The organism is Streptomyces antibioticus, assembly GCF_002019855.1.
Lineage (GTDB): Bacteria > Actinomycetota > Actinomycetes > Streptomycetales > Streptomycetaceae > Streptomyces > Streptomyces antibioticus_B.
This window is the reverse complement of record NZ_CM007717.1, coordinates 3,299,232-3,314,416: the sequence shown is the minus strand read 5'-3', so window position 1 is coordinate 3,314,416 and position 15,185 is coordinate 3,299,232. Positions and strand designations below refer to the sequence as shown.

Here is a 15,185-nt window from a genome sequence, read left to right as displayed (position 1 = left end):
GCGTGAGGGCACGGGGTGGGTCCCCCGTGCCCTCACGGATGGGTCGTCGTCGGTACGGGTCGCCCCGCCCGGGTCAGGCGACCTTCTTGGCCTTCTCCAGCGCCTCGGCGAGGTTCTCCAGGAGCGGCGCGCACTTGGCGTACGACAGGATCGGCTCGGCGGAGCGGGGGATGACCTGACCGGCCTTCACCGCGGGCAGCTTCTTCCAGGTCGCCTCGGTGATGTCGGCGGGCTGGATGGTCTGGGAGCGGTCGTCCATCATGATGATGTCGGCCGCGTACTTGTCGACGTTCTCCCAGCTCAGCGACTCGAACCAGCCGCCGCCCAGCTTCTTCGCGCTCTCCGGCGGCTCGACGAAGTTCACGCCGAGGGACTTGAAGTACTCCAGGTCGACGGAGAGGTTGGTGCCGGAGACGTAGAACAGCTCGGCGCTCGCGGAACCGGCCAGCACCTTGATCTCGGGCTTGGCCTTGGCCGCGGCGCGCAGCCGGGTGGCCGCCGCCTCGAAGCGCTTCTTGGCGTCGGTGACCGCGGCGGCCTTCATGTCGGCGCCGAGGGACTCGGCCAGCTCCCACACGCGCTCCAGCGGCGCGGTGAGCTGACGGTCGTAGACGGAGACGCCGACGCTCGGGGCGAGCTTGGCGATCTTGTCCTTGGATGCCTCGGGGACGTACCAGAGGGTGCCGGCGTCGTCGTACATGGTGGAGATGAGGACGTCCGGCGCGAGGGCGGCGTACTTCTCGACGTTGAACTCGTCCCAGACGTTGCCCAGGATCTCGACCTTGCTGACGTCCATGTCACCGGCCTGGACGTCGGCCTTGCCGTCGGCGGTCTTCGTCGGGCCGAAGACGCCCTTGACCTTGATGCCGTAGTCGTACAGGGCCGCGCCGACACCGGTGAAGGCGACGATGTTCGCGGGGACCTTGTCGAGCTTCACGGTGGTGCCGCGGTCGTCCTTGAAGGACCAGGGGCCGGACGGGGCGGAGGCGCCCGCGGACGAGTCCGAGCCACCGCTCTTCGCGTCGTCGTCACCGCAGGCGGCGAGGACGGCACCGAGGCCGAGGGCGCCACCGGCGGCGAGGATGCCGCGGCGGGTGAGGTGGTTGGCGCTGGCGTGGGACATGAGCGTGACTGCTTTCGGACGTGCGGGAACACCGCCGGACGGATCGAGGGAAGGTTAGCCTAACCTCAGATCATTTCCGTGCCCGGGGTGGTGTGATCCACATCCCGTGTTCCCGCACGTCACCGCCGCCGACGCGGGGGCGTCAGCCGACGAGCCCCAACTCCCGTGCGATCAGCATGCGCTGGACCTCGCTCGTGCCCTCGCCGATCTCCAGGATCTTGGAGTCGCGCCACATCCGCGCCACCGGGTACTCGTTCATGAAGCCGTACCCGCCGTGCACCTGCGTGGCGTCACGCGCGTTGTCCACGGCGATCGTCGACGAGTAGAGCTTCGCCAGCGCCGCCTCCTTCTTGAAGGGCTCGCCGGCCACCAGCCGGGAGGCCGCGTCCCGCCAGGCCAGCCGGGCGGTGTGCGCCTTCATCTCCATGTCGGCGATCTTGAACTGGATGGCCTGGTTGGCACCGATCGGCCGCCCGAACGCGTGCCGTTCGCGCGCGTACTTCACCGACTCGTCCACACAGCCCTGCGCCAGCCCGGTCGCCAGCGCCGCGATCGCGATCCGGCCCTCGTCCAGGATCCGCAGGAACTGCGCGTACCCGCGCCCCTCCTCGCCCAGCAGGTTGGCCCGCGGCACCCGCACGTCCACGAAGGACAGTTCACGGGTGTCCGAGGCGTTCCAGCCGACCTTGGAGTAGGGCTGCGCCACGGTGAACCCCGGGGTGCCGGACGGCACGATGATCGCGGAGATCAGCGGACGCCCGTCCGGCTTGCGGCCGGTGACCGCCGTGACCGTCACCAGCCCGGTGATGTCCGTGCCCGAGTTGGTGATGAAGCACTTGGTGCCGTTGATCACCCACTCGTCGGTGTCCGGGTCGATCCGCGCCGTCGTCCGGGTGGCGCCCGCGTCGCTGCCGCCGTCGGGCTCGGTCAGACCGAACGCGCCCAGGATCTCGCCGGAGCACAGCCGCGGCAGCCAGGTCCGCTTCTGCTCCTCGGTGCCGAACAGATGGACCGGCATCGCGCCCAGCGAGACACCGGCCTCCAGGGTGATCGCCACCGACGAGTCGACCCGTGCCAGCTCCTCCAGCGCGATGCCCAGCGCCAGATAGTCGCCGCCCATACCGCCGTACTCCTCGGGGAACGGCAGCCCGAACAGGCCCATCCGGCCCATCTCACGGACGATCTCGTACGGGAACTCGTGCCGCTCGTAGAAGTCGCCGATCTTGGGGGCGACGACGTCATGGGCGAACTCCTCGACCGTGCGGCGCAGTTCGTCGAGTTCGGGGGAGAGACGATGGTCCATGTCGATCACTGGTCCTTGTGGGGCTGTGTCGGGTTACCGAGCGCGCGGACGGTGCGGGACGGGCTGGGCCGGCCCAGCCGGTCGGCCATCCAGACGCTTGTGGCGACGAGACGGCCGAGGTCGATACCGGTGTCGATGCCGAGTCCCCGCAGCATCCACACCAGGTCCTCGGTGGCGAGGTTGCCGGTGGCGGACTTGGCGTACGGGCAGCCGCCGAGACCGCCCGCCGAGGCGTCGACGGTGGTGACGCCCTGTTCGAGGGCGGCGTAGGTGTTGGCGAGCGCCTGCCCGTAGGTGTCGTGGAAGTGCACGCCCACCATCTCGGTGGGGACGCCCTCCGCGGCGAGCAGCGAGAGCAGCGCCCGGACCTGGCCGGGGGTCGCGACGCCGATGGTGTCGCCCAGGCTCAGTTCGTCGCAGCCCATGTCGCGCAGCGCCCGGCAGACCCGCACCACCTGGGCGGCCGGGACGGGCCCCTCCCAGGGGTCGCCGAAGCACATCGAGACATAGCCGCGCACCAGCACGCCCTCGTCCTTCGCGCGCCGCACCACCGGGGCGAACATCGCGAGCGACTCGTCGAGCGTGCGGTTGAGGTTGGCCTTGGCGAAGGACTCGGTGGCGCTGGCGAAGACCGCGACCCGGCGGGCGCCGAGCGCGAGCGCCCGGTCCAGGCCGCGTTCGTTGGGCACCAGCACCGGCAGCGCCACCGGAAGGCCGGCGACCCGCGGGAACAGCTCCTCGGCGTCGGCCAGTTGGGGCACCCACTTGGGGTGTACGAAGCTCGTGGCCTCGATGGTGGTCAGCCCGGCCTCGGCCAGCCGGTGCACGAACTCGGCCTTGACCTCGGTGGGGACGGTCGTCTTCTCGTTCTGGAGGCCGTCGCGGGCGCCGACCTCGTAGATCCGCACCCGCGCGGGCAGGCCCGCCGCCGGCACGGGCATGGGCAGGCCCTGGACTCCCTGAGTTCCCTGAACTTCCTGAGTTCCCTGAGTTCCCTGGATTCCCTGAGAGGTCATTCCGCTGCCTCCTCGTGCGGGGTGACGACGGCCAGCACCTGGTCCATGGCGACGGTCGACCCCGGGGTGACGTCCAGCTCGGCGACCGTGCCGGCGTGCGGGGCGGAGATGACGTGCTCCATCTTCATCGCCTCCACCACGAGCAGGCTCTGGCCCGCGGCCACCTCGTCGCCGACGGCGACCTTGACCACCGTGACCGTGCCGGGCATGGGCGCGGTGAGCGAGTCGGCGCCGGCGAACGCGGAGCCGGTCAGGGAGGCGGCCACCGGGTCGTGGTCGCGCACGTGCCAGGCGTCGCCGTCCCGGCCGAGCCAGTCACCGGCGCGGTCGAAGGTGTGCCGGACGCCGTCGAGGGTGACGGACACCTGGTGGGGGGTGACGGTGTGGGTGCCGCGCTGCTCGTGGACGACGGGTTCGAGTCCCGTCACTCGCAGGGGGAAGCCGACGGCCCGCGGTGTCCCGCCCAGCCGCCACCCGTTCGGCACCGAGAACGGGTCGGTCCACCCCTCGCCCGTGGGCCGCAGCGCCTCCAGACGGACGGCGGCGGCGGCCTCGTAGACCTCCTCCGGCACCTCGCCCGGCACCAGCGTGTCGGCGACCCGCTCGACCAGACCGGTGTCCAGCTCCCCGGCCACGACCGCCGGATGCGCGAGCAGCCGGCGCAGGAACCCGGCGTTGGTCGGCACGCCCAGCGTGACCGTCTCCGCGAGGGCGGCGCGCAGTTTCCTGAGCGCGGTCGGGCGGTCGGGGCCGTAGGCGATCACCTTGGACAGCATCGGGTCGTACAGGCTGCCCACCTCGGTGCCCTCGCTGAGCCCGGAGTCGGTGCGCACGCCGTCGCCGCCCGGCTCGCGCAGCGCGAGGACCGTGCCGCCGGACGGCAGGAAGCCCCTGGAAGGGTCCTCGGCGCAGATCCGGGCCTCGATCGCGTGCCCGGTGAGGCGCACGTCCTCCTGCCCGAAGGACAGCGGCTCACCGGCCGCCACCCGGAGCTGCCACTCCACCAGGTCGAGGCCGGTCACCAGCTCGGTCACCGGATGCTCCACCTGGAGGCGGGTGTTCATCTCCATGAAGTAGTACGAGGACGGGTCGCCGCCGGGGACGATGAACTCCACCGTGCCCGCGCCCCGGTAGCCGCAGGAGCGGGCCGCCTGCACGGCCGCCTCGCCCATAGCCGCCCGGGTGCGCTCGTCGAGCAGCACGCTGGGCGCCTCCTCGATCACCTTCTGGTGCCGGCGCTGGAGCGAGCACTCGCGCTCGCCCAGGTGCACGACGTTGCCGTGGCCGTCGGCCAGGACCTGGATCTCGATGTGCCGGGGGCGGTCGATCCACCGCTCCACGAGGAGCGTGTCGTCGCCGAAGGAGGCGCGGGCCTCGCGGCGGGCGGCGGCGATCTCCTCGGCCAGCGCGGACGTCTCCCGCACCAGCCGCATGCCCTTGCCGCCGCCGCCCGCGGACGGCTTCAGCAGCACGGGGACGCCGATCTCGCGTGCGGCGGCGACGAGTTGCTCGTCGCTGAGCCCGCTGCCAGTGGAGCCGGGCACCACCGGCACCCCGGCGGCCATCACCGTCTCCTTGGCGCGGATCTTGTCGCCCATCAGGGCGATGGCGTCGGCGGGCGGCCCGATGAAGACCAGCCCGGCGTCGGCGCAGGCGCGCGCGAAGCCGGCGTTCTCGGCGAGGAAGCCGTACCCCGGGTGCACGGCCTGCGCGCCGGTGCGGGCGGCCGCCTCCAGGAGCCGTTCCACCGACAGATAGCTCTCGGCGGCCGGCGCCGGACCGATCCGTACGGCGGTGTCGGCCTCGCGGACGTGCCGCGCGTCGGCGTCGGCGTCGGAGAACACGGCGACCGAGCGCACGCCCATCGCGCGCAGGGTCCGGATCACCCGGACGGCGATCTCGCCCCGGTTGGCGACGAGCACGGTGTCGAACATCGTCTGCAAGTCCCTCACATCCGGAAGACGCCGAACTGGGGGTCTCCCAGGGGCGCGTTGGCACAGGCGGTCAGCGCGAGGCCCAGCACCTGCCGGGTCTCCAGCGGTTCGATGACCCCGTCGTCCCAGAGCCGGGCGGTCGCGTAGTAGGCGTTGCCCTGGCGCTCGTACTGGGCCCGGATCGGGTCCTTGAAGGATTCCTCCGCCTCGGCGGGCCACTCCTCGCCGCGGGCCTGGAGCTGGTCGCGCTTGACGGTGGCGAGGACGGAGGCGGCCTGCTCGCCGCCCATCACCGAGATCTTGGCGCCGGGCCACATCCACAGGAAGCGGGGCGAGTAGGCGCGGCCGCACATCGAGTAGTTCCCCGCGCCGTAGGAGCCGCCGACCACGACCGTCAGCTTGGGCACGCGGGTGCAGGCGACCGCCGTCACCATCTTCGCGCCGTGCTTGGCGATGCCGCCCGCCTCGTAGTCCCGGCCGACCATGAAGCCGGAGATGTTCTGGAGGAACACCAGCGGGATGCCGCGCTGGTCGCACAGCTCGATGAAGTGGGCGCCCTTCTGGGCGGACTCGGAGAACAGGATGCCGTTGTTCGCGACGATCCCGACCGGGTGGCCGTGGATCCGGGCGAAGCCGGTGACCAGGGTCTGCCCGAACTCGGCCTTGAACTCCGCGAACCGGGAGCCGTCGACCACGCGCGCGATGATCTCGCGGACGTCGTAGGGGGTGCGGGAGTCGACCGGGACCGCGCCGTACAGCCCGTAGGGGTCGACCTTGGGCTCGACGGACGGGGTGACCTTCCAGGGCAGCGGCCCGCGCGCGGGCAGCGTGGCGACGATGTTCCGCACGATCCGCAGGGCGTGCGCGTCGTCCTCGGCGAGGTGGTCGGTGACGCCGGAGACCCGGGAGTGCACCTCGCCGCCGCCCAGCTCCTCCGCGGTGACGACCTCGCCGGTGGCGGCCTTCACCAGCGGGGGGCCGCCGAGGAAGATCGTGCCCTGGTTGCGGACGATCACCGCCTCGTCGCTCATCGCCGGGACATACGCCCCTCCGGCCGTGCAGGAGCCGAGGACGGCCGCGATCTGCGGGATGCCGGCGCCGGACATCCGGGCCTGGTTGTAGAAGATCCGCCCGAAGTGCTCGCGGTCGGGGAAGACCTCGTCCTGCATGGGCAGGAAGGCGCCGCCGGAGTCCACCAGGTACAGACAGGGCAGGCGGTTCTCCAGCGCGACCTCCTGGGCGCGCAGATGCTTCTTCACCGTCATCGGGTAGTAGGTGCCGCCCTTGACCGTCGCGTCGTTCGCCACGATCACGCACTCGCGGCCGCTCACCCGGCCGATGCCGGCGATGACCCCGGCGGCCGGTGCCTGTCCCTCGTACAACCCGTCGGCGGCCAGCGGGGCCAGCTCCAGGAACGGCGACCCCGGGTCCAGCAGGGTGTCCACCCGGTCCCTGGGCAGCAGCTTGCCGCGCGCGGTGTGCCGGGCGCGGGCCTTCTCGCCGCCGCCGAGCCGGGCGGCGGCCAGCTTGCCGTGCAGCTCCTCGACGAGTGCGCGGTGGGCCTCTTCATTGGCCCGCCAGGCTTCCGACGCGGGATCCGCCGCGCTCGTCAGCTCCGGTGCCTGCTCCATCCTGCGGTTCCCCTCACCCAGTGATCGCCTGTTAATGAGCGTTAACCATTTCCTTCAGGTTAACGACCGCTAACCTCCCTGTCTAGAATTGGCCGCATGGCCACCAGAACCGACGCCCCCACCCGCCGTGAGCAGATCCTCAAGGAGGCCGCCCGCCTCTTCGCCGAACGCGGTTTCCACGGCGTCGGGGTCGACGAGATAGGGGCCGCCGTCGGCATCAGCGGCCCCGGGCTCTACCGGCACTTCCCCGGCAAGGACGCGATGCTCGCCGAGCTGCTGGTGGGCATCAGCGGCCAACTGCTCACCGGTGCCCGGCGCCGCCGGGCGGAGGCCGACGGGGACCCGGCGGAGGCGGTCCTCGACTCGCTCATCGAGGGGCACATCGACTTCGCGATCGACGACCGTCCCCTGATCACCCTGCACGACCGCGAGCTGGACCGCCTGCGCGACAGCGACCGCAAGCTGGTCCGCCAGCTCCAGCGGCAGTACGTCGAGCTGTGGGTGGAGGTGCTGCGCGCGGTCTACCCGGACCTCGCCGAGCCGGCCGCCCGCTCCGCCGTGCACTCGGTGTTCGGCCTGCTGAACTCCACCCCGCACCTCGGCCGCCCGGGCGCCCTGCCGGGCCGCGCGACCACGGCGGAGCTGCTGCACCGGATGGCGCGCGGCGCCTTCGAGGCGGCCGCCGCCTCCGGACGGCCCGCGGGGGCGTGACGAGCGTTACCCCCGCCGCACCCTGGACGGCTGCTCCTACCCGCCGGTACGGTTGTATCTGAGCAAGCGCTTAGACATGACAGATGTGCACAGCGTGCACGACGCGGTACTGGAGGTGGCGGAGAGTGCGCCGTACGGTGTTCAACGAGGACCACGAGGCGTTCCGGGAGACTCTCCGGGCCTTCATCGAGGCCGAGGTCGTCCCGGTCTACGACGAGTGGTTCGCCGCCGGCCAGGCGCCGCGCGAGTTTTACTACAAGCTCGCCGAGCTGGGCGTCTTCGGCATCCGCGTCGACGAGGAGTACGGCGGCGCCGGCATCGACTCCTACAAGTTCGAGGCCGTCCTGTACGAGGAGACCGCCCGCGCGGGCGTCACCCTCGGCGGCTCCGGCGTGCACGTGCTGCTCGGCCTGCCGTACATCAAGCTGCTCGCCACCGACGAGCAGAAGAAGCGGTACCTGCCGAAGTTCGTCTCCGGCGAGGAGATGTGGGCCATCGCGATGACCGAGCCGGGCACCGGCTCCGACCTCGCGGGCATGAAGACCACCGCCAAGCTCTCCGAGGACGGCACGCACTACGTCCTCAACGGCGCCAAGACCTTCATCACCGGCGGTGTCCACGCCGACCGCATGATCGTCTGCGCCCGCACCGCCGCGCCCACCGCCGAGGACCGCCGCCACGGCATCTCCCTCTTCGTCGTGGACACCAAGGCCGAGGGCTACTCGGTCGGCCGCAAGCTCGACAAGCTCGGCCTGAAGACCTCCGACACCGCCGAGCTGGCGTTCGTCGACGTCAAGGTGCCCGTCGAGGACCTCCTCGGCGAGGAGAACAAGGGCTTCTACTACCTCGGCCACAACCTCGCCTCCGAGCGCTGGGGCATCGCCTTCGGCGCCTACGCGCAGGCCAAGGCCGCGATCCGGTTCGCCAAGGAGTACGTCCAGCAGCGCACCGTGTTCGGCCAGACCGTCGCGTCCTTCCAGAACACCAAGTTCGAGCTGGCCGCCTGCCAGGCCGAGGTGGACGCGGCCGAGGCCGTCGTCGACCGCGCCACGGAGGCCCTCGACGCCGGTGAGCTGACCCCCGCCGAGGCCGCCAGCGCCAAGCTGTTCGCCACCGAGGTCGCCCACCGCGTCATCGACCGCTGCCTCCAGCTCCACGGCGGCTACGGCTTCATGAACGAGTACCCGATCGCCCGCCTGTACGCGGACAACCGCGTCAACCGGATCTACGGCGGCACCAGCGAGATCATGAAGTCGATCATCGCCAAGGACATGGGTCTGTAAGGTTCCGGCAATCGTTGGCCGGTACAACTGACGCCATGAGCAAGGCACTTCAGGACCTCCTCGATCTGCTCGACCTGGAGCAGATCGAGGAGGACATCTTCCGCGGGCAGTCCCGCTCCGCCGTCGTCCCGCGCGTCTTCGGCGGGCAGGTCGCGGCGCAGGCGCTGGTCGCCGCCGGGCGGACGGTCCCCGCGGACCGGCCCGCCCACTCCCTGCACGCGTACTTCCTGCGCATGGGCGACCCCGGGGCGCCGATCGTCTACAACGTCGACCGCATCCGGGACGGCCGCTCCTTCACCACCCGCCGCGTGGTCGCCGTCCAGCACGGCAAACCGATCTTCCACCTCTCCGCGTCCTTCCAGACGCACGAGGAGGGGCTCGACCACCAGGCGCCGATGCCGCCCTCGCCCGACCCGGCCACCCTGCCCACCTCGCAGGACCGGCTGGCCGGCTACGGCCACCTCGACCCGGACGTGGTCGAACGGTTCCTGGAGGCCCGCGAGGCGATCGACCTGCGCTACGTCGACGAGCCGCCGTACGGGAAGTTCGGCGAACCGCGCGAGCCGCACTCGCAGGTGTGGTTCCGCACCAACGGCAAGCTCGCGGACGACCCGCTGCTGCACGTCGTCCTCGCCACCTACGTCTCCGACATGACCCTCCTGGACTCGGTGCTGCTCGCGCACGGGCGCGGCGGCTGGGCCGTGGGGGACGTCGTCGGGGCCTCCCTGGACCACGCGATGTGGTTCCACCGGCCGTTCCGCGCCGACGAATGGCTGCTCTACGACCAGGAGTCGCCGTCCGCGTACGGCGGCCGCGGTCTCGGCCAGGCGCGCATCTACACCCAGGACGGGCGGCTCGCGATCTCGGTGATCCAGGAAGGCGTGGTCCGCGCCCCTCGTACGGACTGAGGGACGCGGGGCCTTTCCGGGGCCTGCGGGGCTAGTCCAGTCCGGCCTGGGCCAGCAGGTACGCCGTCATCGGGTCGTAGTGGCGCGGGCTCTTCACATGGTCGTCGAGCGGGACCGTCACCTGGACGGTGCCCTCGGACTCGGCGACGAACAGCGCCGGGTCGTTGGAGTCGGCGTACCCCACGGAGTCCACGCCGTGCTGACCGGCGTACCCCGCCCAGCCGTGGTCGGCCACGACCAGGTCGGGCAGCGGGCGCCCGGAGCGTTCGAGCCCGGTCAGGATCGCCTTCATCGGCTCACCCGAGTGGGTGTGCCACAGGGACGCGCCGTGCTCCAGGACCGCCACGTCGGCGAGCTGCCAGACGTACCCCTCGTCCGTCTGGAGCCCCTCCGGGATGACGACGATCTCGCAGCCGGCCTTCCGCAGCGCGGCGGCCGTGGCCCGGTGCACGTCCAGCAGCCCGCCCGGGTGCCCGGTGGCCAGCAGCACCCGCTGCCGGTCCTCGGCCGCCTTGCGCAGCCGGCCCGCCATGCGCTCCAGGCCGTCGACCGTCAGCTCGGGGTCGATGGTGTCCTGGCCGTAGCGGTACTCCGGGTCGTCGTTCACCCCGACCCGCTCCGCCATCACCGCGAGCACGTCCTGCTCGTCGCTCCAGCGGTCGCCCAGCTCCAGGCCGAACCAGTAGTGGCGGTTGCCGTTCGCGAGCTGGCGGTAGTGGGAGAGGTTGTTCTCGCGCGGGGTCGCGACGTCCCCGGCGATACGGGTCTTCACGAGGTGGTCGACGAGCTCGGCGCGGCTGGGAGTCCCGGGTATCGGCATGGCACCCATTGTGGGCCAGCGCACGGTGACCGTCGTCACCGTTCTGCGCGCTGGGACGCGCGTCACTGCGCACCGTGGCCGCCGGGTCACCGTTCGGCGCGGCGCAGCGCGAACCACAGCTCCATCCGGACGTCCGGGTCGTCTGGATCCGTCCCGAGCAGGGCCGCACAGCGCGCGATCCGCTGCCGCACGGTGTTGCGGTGCACGGACAGCGCCACCGCCGTACGGTCCCAGCTCCCGTGCAGCGACAGCCAGGTGCGCAAGGTCTCGGTGAGCGCCGGGTTGTCCGCCAGGGGCGCGAGGAGGGCGCGCGCGTGCGCCTCCGCCTCGTCCGGCGGGACCAGTTCGGCGAGGGCCGCGCGGATGCCGTACCGCACGAGCGCGGTCCGGGTGGCCCGGGCCCGGCCCAGCGCCCGCGCCGCCTGGGTGTCGGCGGCCCGCCACCCACCCGGGGCGACGGCGGCGCTGACCCCGAGCGTCCAGCCCGGCTGCGGCCCCGGCTCCCGCCCGGCCGGCACCAGCACCCGTACGACGTCCCCGGCGAGGTCGACCAGCGGCGACCCGAGGGCGGCGCCGAGCGCGGAGGCGGCGAGCGCGTCCGGGGCCCGCTCCTCGGGACGCGCGTGCACCACCAGCCAGCGGTCGCCGCCGAGCAGCGGCACCACGTCCTCCGCCGTGTCGCCCAGCAGCAGCCGCACCAGCGCGGAGGAGCGGGCGGCGCCCGAGCCGCTGTGCTGCTCGCCGGTGAGCAGGGAGAGCAGGACGGCGGCGACGGAGGCGATCGTGTGGTCGCCCGGGTCCCGCCGCCCGGCCGCCACCCCGAGCACGAAACCCTGCCCGGCGCCGAGCGCGTACGCGGTGAGATGGATCCCGGCGGGGGTGGTGTCACTGGCGCTGGCGGAGCCACGGGCTACGAGGAGACGGGCGAGGGCGGTGAGGGCGTCGGGGGAGTCGTCGGCGGTCCGGTCGGTGTCTTCGTGGGCCCGGGGCGAGCCCTCGCGGGTCCGCCCCGCCGCCGCGATCTCCGCGCCCTCCGGCCCGTACAGCACCGCCCGGCCGCCCAAATGCCGGGCGAGGCGGTGCAGGACCGCGGGGACCGGGTCGGGGCGGGACGCGGCGGCGGCCAGGCTCTGCTGGGCCTCGGTGACCCGGCGCAGCTCGGCGGTGCGGGCGTGCTCCATGAGCTGCCAGACCGCCCGGCCGACCGCCGCGAAGGTGGTCCGCGGCGGCACTTCGAGCAGCGGCAGCCCGTACGTCTCGCAGGAGGCGACCAGGGCCCACGGCACGGTGTCGTGCACCGGCGCCACCCCGAACCCGAGGGCCGCGCCGCCCGCCGCGACGATCCGCGAGACGTAGTCGTCGAAGTAGGTGCCCGACCCGGCCGCCTCCGGGATGTGCACCCCGGCCGTCAGCAGCAGTTCGCCGCCCAGCAGATACGGGTACGGGTCGGCCATCTCCGAGGTGTGCGCCCCGTGCAGCACCGTGCCGGCGGCCGCGGGCCCGGCGATCTGCCGCAGCGCCAGGTCCTCCCGGGCCAGCAGGGCGGTGAGCGGCACCGGGGGAGTGGGCGGAGGGGACGGCTCCGGCACGGTGTGCATTCCAGTCTGCATTCCAGTCTGCATTCCTGTGTGCGTACCCTCCACTCGGAGTGCCTCGGGTGGATGAAACGTACACTTCGCAGCCGCTCGGGGGCCACCTAGGGTCGAGGCCGTTCCCCGGCCGGGTCACGGCTCCCCAGTAAAGTCGTACGAGAAGTAGTACATACGCTGTCAAGCGTAAGAAAGAAGGCATTCGACCATGAGCGGCAACGAGACGCCCCGCGGCCCCGTCGACTCCTCCCGCGTCCCGCGGTACGCCGGACCTGCGACGTTCGCCCGGCTGCCCCGGCTGGACGAGGTCGGGCGCGCCGATGTCGCCGTGGTGGGTGTGCCGTTCGACTCGGGTGTCTCCTACCGGCCGGGCGCCCGCTTCGGCGGCAACGCGATCCGCGAGGCGTCCCGGCTGCTGCGGCCGTACAACCCGGCGCAGGACGCCTCCCCGTTCGCCCTCGCCCAGGTCGCGGACGGCGGCGACATCGCCGTGAACCCGTTCAACATCCACGAGGCCGTCGAGACGATCGAGGCCGCCGCCGACGAGCTGCTCGGCACCGGCGCCCGGCTGATGACCCTCGGCGGCGACCACACCATCGCGCTGCCGCTGCTGCGGTCGGTGGCGAAGAAGCACGGCCCGGTGGCCCTGCTCCACTTCGACGCCCATCTCGACACCTGGGACACCTACTTCGGCGCCGAGTACACCCACGGCACGCCGTTCCGCCGGGCCGTGGAGGAGGGCATCCTCGACACCGAGGCGCTCTCCCACGTCGGCACCCGCGGCCCGCTCTACGGCAAGCAGGACCTCACCGACGACGAGAAGATGGGCTTCGGCATCGTCACCTCGGCGGACATCTACCGCCGCGGCGCCGACGAGGTCGCCGACCAGCTCCGCCAGCGCATCGGGGACCGGCCGCTGTACATCTCCATCGACATCGACTGCCTGGACCCGGCGCACGCGCCCGGCACCGGCACCCCGGAGGCGGGCGGCATGACCTCCCGCGAACTCCTGGAGATCCTGCGCGGTCTGGCCTCCTGCAACCTGGTCTCGGCCGATGTCGTCGAGGTGGCCCCGGCGTACGATCACGCCGAGATCACCTCGGTGGCCGCGTCCCACACGGCGTACGAGCTGACCACCATCATGTCCCGCCAGATTGCCGAGGCCCGCGCGAAGTGACCCACGACCACGACCTGGTACTGCGCCCGACGGCCGCCCAGACGGAGGCCGCGCTCGACCCGCCCCCCGGCCGTACGGGCGGAGACCTGGTCGTGGAGACCCTGGCCGGCCTCGGCGCCACCACCGTCTTCGGCCTGCCCGGGCAGCACGCGCTCGGTGTGTTCGACGCGCTGCGCCGCTCCACCCTGCGGTACATCGGCCTCCGGGTGGAGAACAACGCGGGGTTCGCGGCGGACGCGTACGGCCGGATCACCGGCGAGGCGGCCCCGCTGCTGCTGTCGACGGGACCGGGCGCGCTGACCTCGCTGGCCGCGCTCCAGGAGGCGGCGGCCGCGAGCGCCCCGGTGCTCGCGATCTGCAGCCAGGTCCCGACGGCCGGGCTGGGCGGCGGCCGCCACGGACATCTGCATGAACTCCCGGACCAGGCGGCCTCGTTCCGGGGTGTGGTGAAGTCCGTCCACACGGTCCGTGCCCAGTCGCAGATCCCGTCCGCGATCGAGGCGGCCTGGAAGTCCGCGCTGACCGTGCCGCACGGCCCGGTGTGGGTGGAGATCCCGCAGGACGTGCTGGTGGCGCCGACGTCGATCCCGGTGGTGACGGGCGGCGACGCCTTCCCCGACGAACTGCCGCCGCGCCCCGAACTGACCGCCGTCGCGGCCCACTTGCTGTCCAACGCGGCCCGCCCGGCGATCATCGCGGGCGGCGGGGTCGTACGGTCGGACGCCTCGGGCAAACTGCGGCGCCTGGCCGAGGTGTTGAAGGCGCCGGTGGTCACCACGCCCGGCGGCAAGGGGGCGTTCCCCTGGACGCATCCGCTCTCGCTCCAGTCCTGGATGGAGGACCGGCACACCACAGACTTCCTGGAGGACGCGGACGTCCTCCTCGTCGTCGGCTCGGGGCTCGGTGAACTCTCCTCCAACTACCACACGTTCTGGCCCCGGGGCCGGATCGTCCAGATCGAGGCGGACCTCGGCAAACTGGAGTCGAACCACCCCGCCCTCGGCATCCACGCGGACGCCCGCCTCGCCCTCCAGGCACTGCTGGAGACGGTGGAGGAACGGGAGGACGAGTTGGCGCCGGACCGGGTACGGCAGGTCCTCGCCCTGATCGCGGAACGCATCGCTTCCCAGGAACTCACCCTGGAACAACAGGTGTTGGCGTCCGTCCGCACAGCACTGCCGGCCGACTCCCCGTCCTTCTGGGACATGACGATCCTCGCGTACTGGGCCTGGTCGGCCTTCGACGCGAAGGGCCCCAACCACATGCACTCGGCCCAGGGCGCGGGCGGCCTCGGCTACGCCTTCCCGGCGGCCCTCGGCGCGGCGGTCGCCGACCCGACCCGCCCGGTGCTCGCGGTGTCGGGCGACGGCGGCGCCCTGTACTCGATCGCGGAGCTGGCGACGGCCAGGCAGCACGGCCTGGACGTCACCTGGCTCATCGTCGACGACGGCGGCTACGGCATCCTCCGCGAGTACATGACGGACGCCTACGGCGAGGCCACGGCGACGGACCTCACCCGCCCCGACTTCGTGACCCTGGCGGAGTCCTTCGGCGTACCGGCGGCCCTGACCTCCCCGGAAACCCTGGAGACGGACCTGACGAAGGCCCTCGCGACCCCGGGCCCGTCGGTGGTCGTACTCCCGGCGGTCCTAAGGATGTTCGCGCCGACGCATCTCGACTAGTGGGGCCC

The 15,185-nt window shown here is 72.3% G+C and carries 12 protein-coding genes; 5 read left to right on the top strand and 7 right to left on the bottom strand.

Features of this window, described 5'->3' with window-relative positions:
• Positions 1 to 73: 73 nt before the first annotated feature.
• From AFM16_RS14625 to AFM16_RS14605, 5 genes are all read right to left on the bottom strand, one after another.
• Positions 74 to 1,123: an ABC transporter substrate-binding protein gene (locus AFM16_RS14625; protein ID WP_078633578.1), complete on the bottom strand. Its 1,050-nt coding sequence runs from the start codon at positions 1,121 to 1,123 to the stop codon at positions 74 to 76.
• Between the two features lie 142 nt (positions 1,124 to 1,265).
• On the bottom strand, positions 1,266 to 2,426 hold the full coding sequence (locus AFM16_RS14620; RefSeq protein WP_030779934.1) for an acyl-CoA dehydrogenase family protein: 1,161 nt from the start codon (positions 2,424 to 2,426) through the stop codon (positions 1,266 to 1,268).
• Between the two features lie 5 nt (positions 2,427 to 2,431).
• Positions 2,432 to 3,367 carry a hydroxymethylglutaryl-CoA lyase gene (locus AFM16_RS14615; protein WP_107419085.1) on the bottom strand — a complete coding sequence of 312 codons (936 nt, stop codon included), beginning with the start codon at positions 3,365 to 3,367 and terminating at the stop codon, positions 2,432 to 2,434.
• 71 nt (positions 3,368 to 3,438) lie between these two features.
• Entirely contained in the window at positions 3,439 to 5,376 is a 1,938-nt protein-coding gene (locus tag AFM16_RS14610; RefSeq protein ID WP_078633576.1) for an acetyl/propionyl/methylcrotonyl-CoA carboxylase subunit alpha, read from the bottom strand.
• Between the two features lie 14 nt (positions 5,377 to 5,390).
• A complete protein-coding gene (locus tag AFM16_RS14605; protein WP_078633575.1) occupies positions 5,391 to 7,007 on the bottom strand; it encodes a carboxyl transferase domain-containing protein in 1,617 nt (538 codons plus the stop codon).
• Positions 7,008 to 7,103: 96 nt separating this feature from the next.
• Here AFM16_RS14605 and AFM16_RS14600 point away from each other — a divergent pair, with 96 nt between their 5' ends.
• The 3 genes from AFM16_RS14600 to AFM16_RS14590 all read left to right on the top strand — a co-directional run bounded on the left by AFM16_RS14600 (position 7,104) and on the right by AFM16_RS14590 (position 9,909).
• On the top strand, positions 7,104 to 7,718 hold the full coding sequence (locus AFM16_RS14600) for an SACE_7040 family transcriptional regulator (RefSeq protein WP_078633574.1): 615 nt from the start codon (positions 7,104 to 7,106) through the stop codon (positions 7,716 to 7,718).
• Positions 7,719 to 7,843: 125 nt separating this feature from the next.
• The gene (locus AFM16_RS14595) at positions 7,844 to 9,001 is read left to right on the top strand and encodes an acyl-CoA dehydrogenase family protein (protein WP_030779921.1); all 1,158 of its coding nucleotides are present in this window, start codon (positions 7,844 to 7,846) and stop codon (positions 8,999 to 9,001) included.
• 35 nt (positions 9,002 to 9,036) lie between these two features.
• Positions 9,037 to 9,909: an acyl-CoA thioesterase gene (locus AFM16_RS14590; protein WP_078633573.1), complete on the top strand. Its 873-nt coding sequence runs from the start codon at positions 9,037 to 9,039 to the stop codon at positions 9,907 to 9,909.
• Positions 9,910 to 9,940: 31 nt separating this feature from the next.
• On the opposite strand, the gene AFM16_RS14585 is transcribed toward AFM16_RS14590, so the two are convergent.
• Together AFM16_RS14585 and AFM16_RS14580 are read right to left on the bottom strand one after the other, a co-directional pair.
• Entirely contained in the window at positions 9,941 to 10,729 is a 789-nt protein-coding gene (locus tag AFM16_RS14585) for a phosphatase (RefSeq protein ID WP_030779915.1), read from the bottom strand.
• Between the two features lie 86 nt (positions 10,730 to 10,815).
• Positions 10,816 to 12,339, bottom strand: coding sequence for a PucR family transcriptional regulator (locus AFM16_RS14580; protein ID WP_245177697.1), 1,524 nt, complete (start codon positions 12,337 to 12,339; stop codon positions 10,816 to 10,818).
• Between the two features lie 187 nt (positions 12,340 to 12,526).
• Between AFM16_RS14580 and speB the strand changes: the two genes are divergently transcribed.
• Entirely contained in the window at positions 12,527 to 13,495 is a 969-nt protein-coding gene (speB, locus tag AFM16_RS14575; protein ID WP_030779909.1) for an agmatinase, read from the top strand.
• Positions 13,492 to 15,177, top strand: a complete 1,686-nt coding sequence (locus AFM16_RS14570; RefSeq protein ID WP_078633572.1) for a thiamine pyrophosphate-binding protein — start codon at positions 13,492 to 13,494, stop codon at positions 15,175 to 15,177. Before speB ends, AFM16_RS14570 begins: the two co-directional genes overlap by 4 nt.
• The last annotated feature ends 8 nt before the right edge of the window (positions 15,178 to 15,185 follow it).

What these genes read in the sequence shown, in the direction of transcription:
- AFM16_RS14615 (WP_107419085.1), bottom strand. Translation starts at nt 3,367, where the DNA reads ATGCCCGTGCCGGCGGCGGGCCTGCCCGCGCGGGTGCGGATCTACGAG.
- AFM16_RS14600 (WP_078633574.1), top strand. Translation starts at nt 7,104, where the DNA reads ATGGCCACCAGAACCGACGCCCCCACCCGCCGTGAGCAGATCCTCAAG.
- AFM16_RS14590 (WP_078633573.1), top strand. Translation starts at nt 9,037, where the DNA reads ATGAGCAAGGCACTTCAGGACCTCCTCGATCTGCTCGACCTGGAGCAG.
- AFM16_RS14585 (WP_030779915.1), bottom strand. Translation starts at nt 10,729, where the DNA reads ATGCCGATACCCGGGACTCCCAGCCGCGCCGAGCTCGTCGACCACCTC.
- AFM16_RS14605 (WP_078633575.1), bottom strand. Translation starts at nt 7,007, where the DNA reads ATGGAGCAGGCACCGGAGCTGACGAGCGCGGCGGATCCCGCGTCGGAA.
- AFM16_RS14620 (WP_030779934.1), bottom strand. Translation starts at nt 2,426, where the DNA reads ATGGACCATCGTCTCTCCCCCGAACTCGACGAACTGCGCCGCACGGTC.
- AFM16_RS14625 (WP_078633578.1), bottom strand. Translation starts at nt 1,123, where the DNA reads ATGTCCCACGCCAGCGCCAACCACCTCACCCGCCGCGGCATCCTCGCC.
- AFM16_RS14610 (WP_078633576.1), bottom strand. Translation starts at nt 5,376, where the DNA reads ATGTTCGACACCGTGCTCGTCGCCAACCGGGGCGAGATCGCCGTCCGG.
- speB (WP_030779909.1), top strand. Translation starts at nt 12,527, where the DNA reads ATGAGCGGCAACGAGACGCCCCGCGGCCCCGTCGACTCCTCCCGCGTC.
- AFM16_RS14580 (WP_245177697.1), bottom strand. Translation starts at nt 12,339, where the DNA reads ATGCAGACTGGAATGCACACCGTGCCGGAGCCGTCCCCTCCGCCCACT.